The sequence below is a fragment of the Mesorhizobium sp. M7A.F.Ca.CA.002.15.2.1 genome (genome assembly GCF_003998715.1).
In the GTDB taxonomy this organism is placed as follows: domain Bacteria; phylum Pseudomonadota; class Alphaproteobacteria; order Rhizobiales; family Rhizobiaceae; genus Mesorhizobium; species Mesorhizobium ciceri.
In genome coordinates, this window is sequence record NZ_RZPI01000682.1 from 1 (window position 1) to 2909 (window position 2909).

3 protein-coding genes and 1 pseudogene are annotated in these 2909 nt (G+C 62.4%); 2 read left to right on the forward strand and 2 right to left on the reverse strand.

Annotated features, from left to right (window positions below; all coding sequences use genetic code 11):
* Positions 1–15 precede the first annotated feature (15 nt).
* Positions 16–297 (forward strand): hypothetical protein, encoded by a 282-nt coding sequence (locus tag ENZ74_RS27480; RefSeq protein ID WP_082826505.1) that lies wholly within the window; start codon positions 16–18, stop codon positions 295–297.
* Between the two features lie 91 nt (positions 298–388).
* On the opposite strand, the gene ENZ74_RS27485 is transcribed toward ENZ74_RS27480, so the two are convergent.
* Complete coding sequence (locus ENZ74_RS27485) at positions 389–1522, reverse strand: transporter substrate-binding domain-containing protein (RefSeq protein ID WP_224621835.1); 1134 nt, start codon at positions 1520–1522, stop codon at positions 389–391.
* A gap of 241 nt (positions 1523–1763) precedes the next feature.
* Positions 1764–2363, reverse strand: coding sequence for a YdeI/OmpD-associated family protein (locus ENZ74_RS27490; RefSeq protein WP_027160818.1), 600 nt, complete (start codon positions 2361–2363; stop codon positions 1764–1766).
* Between the two features lie 263 nt (positions 2364–2626).
* Between ENZ74_RS27490 and ENZ74_RS34750 the strand changes: the two are divergent.
* Positions 2627–2909 (forward strand): annotated as a pseudogene (locus tag ENZ74_RS34750) (hypothetical protein); the annotation flags it as partial.

Here is a 2909-nt window from a genome sequence, read left to right on the forward strand (position 1 = left end):
CGTTCGACCGGATGGATGGCTGCCCTGACAGGCATTTCGCTCGCCGTGCTTGCGGTCGCACAGTCGGATGCGGCGGTCACCCGGAGCGAATATTGCAGCCGGCTCGGTCTTCAACTCGACGGAGCCATCCAGACCAAAGCCAAACCCGGTGCCAGCGCGAGCCAGATCGCCGAGGCAACGGCACTCCAGGACAAGGCGAACCGGTTCTGTGCCGAGCGCAAGCAGGCGCAAGGCATCCGGACCTATGCCAATGCCCTGAAACTTCTTGGCGTGACACCGGTCGACCTGGACCAGTGACAGCAACCATCCATCCCTGAAAGACAGGCCGCCACTCTCGGATAGCGACGGCGGTTCTTCCAGCGCATAGCACCGCTGAAATTGCTGCCGGCTACTTCTCGCCCAGATACTGGAAGACGGCCTGCTTCCACCAATCGCTTTCGATGGTCTGCAGGAGGGCGACATCGAGAGACTTGCGCAACGGGCTGCCGAGCGGCAGCGCAATGGCATATTGCTGCTGGTCGAACGTCGCATCGAGAACCTGCAGGCTTGTCGCGTAATTCTGCCCGACCAGCCAGCCAAGCAGCGGCTTGTCGTGCACCAGCGCGTCGATCTTGCCGGCGCGAAGCGCGTTGAGGCCTTGCTGGATCGAGGCAAAGTCCTGATGACGGATCTGGGTCGAATCCAGATAGGACGCCGTCGACGAGCTCTGCACCGCGCCGACCCTGACCGCGGCGAGATCGCTTTCGCCCTGCACCATGCCTTCCATCTGCGTCACCGTCAGCACCGATGTGACACCCGCAGTGAACACCGCGATCGCAATGATCGATCCCATCATCCAGAGCGCGGCCAGCACGCGCCCCGGCACGGTTCGCGGGCCGAAATCACCGGTGCTGGCCTGCGTCGCGGCGATGGTCGACCACCACATGCTGGAAAACAGTCCCTTGGCGACGCCGCCGCCGAAATCGTCATTGTGCCGGCGTTCGAACATCCAGATGAGGACGCCGACCACCACCGATATGATGACCAGCGCCAGAACCGCCTGCAGGAAGCCGAACGACGTCAGGGCATGCAGCACCGGCCGCCATGACGGCTGGTTGTTGAGCGGCGTTGCGATGCCGAGCCCGGTCGTGAAGAAGGGCTGCGTGAAGTCGACGGCCTTTTCGCGGTCGGCCGTGACCGTGATCGCGGCCATCGCCGCATCGAATCTGCCGCTGACGACGCCATCGATCTGGTCCTGCACGGCAGGCACTTCGACATAGTGGAAGCGCAGGTTGAGCCGCCCGGCCATTTTCTGCCAGAGGTCGATGCTCAATCCCGACCAGCTGCCGTCCTGCAGCTTGAACGCAAAAGGCGGCGCCTGTTTTATCCCGACCGAGATCTCTTTTGCCGGCGAGGCCGAGGGGGAAGCCAAGTCGGGAGAAGTCTGATCGGGCGAAGTCTGGGCAAGCGTGACCCCGGCTCCCACACACGCGACGATGACAATGAGACCCAGCGCCATCGTCCACGAAGCAACTCTTCTCAACGGCAACGACTCCCAGCGACCGGTCCGCCGCTCGATCGTCGCGGCTTTCGAAGGGTAGCCGCCGTGCCCTCCTCCGTCCACCAGCGATGTCGTTGCTGAAGCGGCCGCGCCACGCCGACCCCGAATTGCGCGAAAACAAGCAGTTGGAACAATTTCGCGATTCAAATCCTGAAGCGCTTCGCGCAACGAGGGATCCCTTGAGGACAGGCTTGCGGCGCCGAAGACGAACTCGCGCCAAACCTCACTTCCTGCCTTGCGGATGGATCGTCTCACCGCGCTTCAGCATTGCCACAAACGCTTCGATCTTCCTCTTGCGCCCGGCCTCCGTCTTCATGTTGTGAATGCGGAAGGCGAGCGCGAAGCGGTTTTGCGCGCTGAGCTTTGCCAACATCGCCTTCGCAGCGGGTTCGGCGTCTATGGCCGCTTGCAAATCATCGGGAATTTTCATCTCCTTGCCGCTGCCATAGGCGCGCGCCCAGCGCCCGTCCGCCTTCGCCGCTTCGACCTGTTTGAGCCCATGCTCGGTCATGCGGCCCTCCTCGACCAGCCGCGCCACATTGTCGATGTTGATCAGGCTCCAGATGCTCTTCCTGCCGCGCGGCGTGTAGCGCTGCAGGAAGCTCTTGTCGTCCAACCCTTTGCGCACCGCATCGATCCAGCCGAAGCACAGCACCACGTCGATGGCTTGCTTGGGGGTGATCGATTTCAATCCCGACCCCACCTTGTGCACCTTGATCCAGACTTCGGTTTCCGTGGCGTGGTGCTTGCTCAGCCAGGCGTAGAAGCCGGCAGGATCCGCGAATTCGTGGACCTTGGCGGGATCGACCTTGATCGGCGCCATCAGTCGGCCTGCCCGTTCGATGCTGTTGCCCCTCGCGTCATCGCTCTCACTGTCGTCCTGCCTCCGGCATCATGCCCATCGTCATTGGCCAGCATCGTGGCATGAATTGCTGTCAGTTTCCGGCAGCAAACTTGGCAGGCGCGCACGGCGTTCCTTCGCGCCCGTCGGCCCGAACATTTTTCTTCCCGCCCCACTGTAGAAAGTCCCGGAATACCTGCCATGCTCGTGCTCGGGCACGCCGTCTCGCTCCCGGGGGAATACGCATGAAATCTCTGTTGCTCGCCTTTGTGTTGTTTCTCCCCACGGCCACCCTCGCCGAGCCGATCGAAACCCGGAAGATCATCACGGCTGTGACTGGCGATTTCAATGGCGACGGCGCCGTCGATCTTGCCATGGTGGTGGAGACCGAACCCGGCCATCCGATGGACGTCCACTTCTTCCTCAGGGACAGGAGCACAATTACCTCAAACCCGTCGAGATCGTGCACGAGCAGATCCAAGGGGAATGGAACGGCTACGAGCGGGCGGGCTACGAGAACTCCGACAC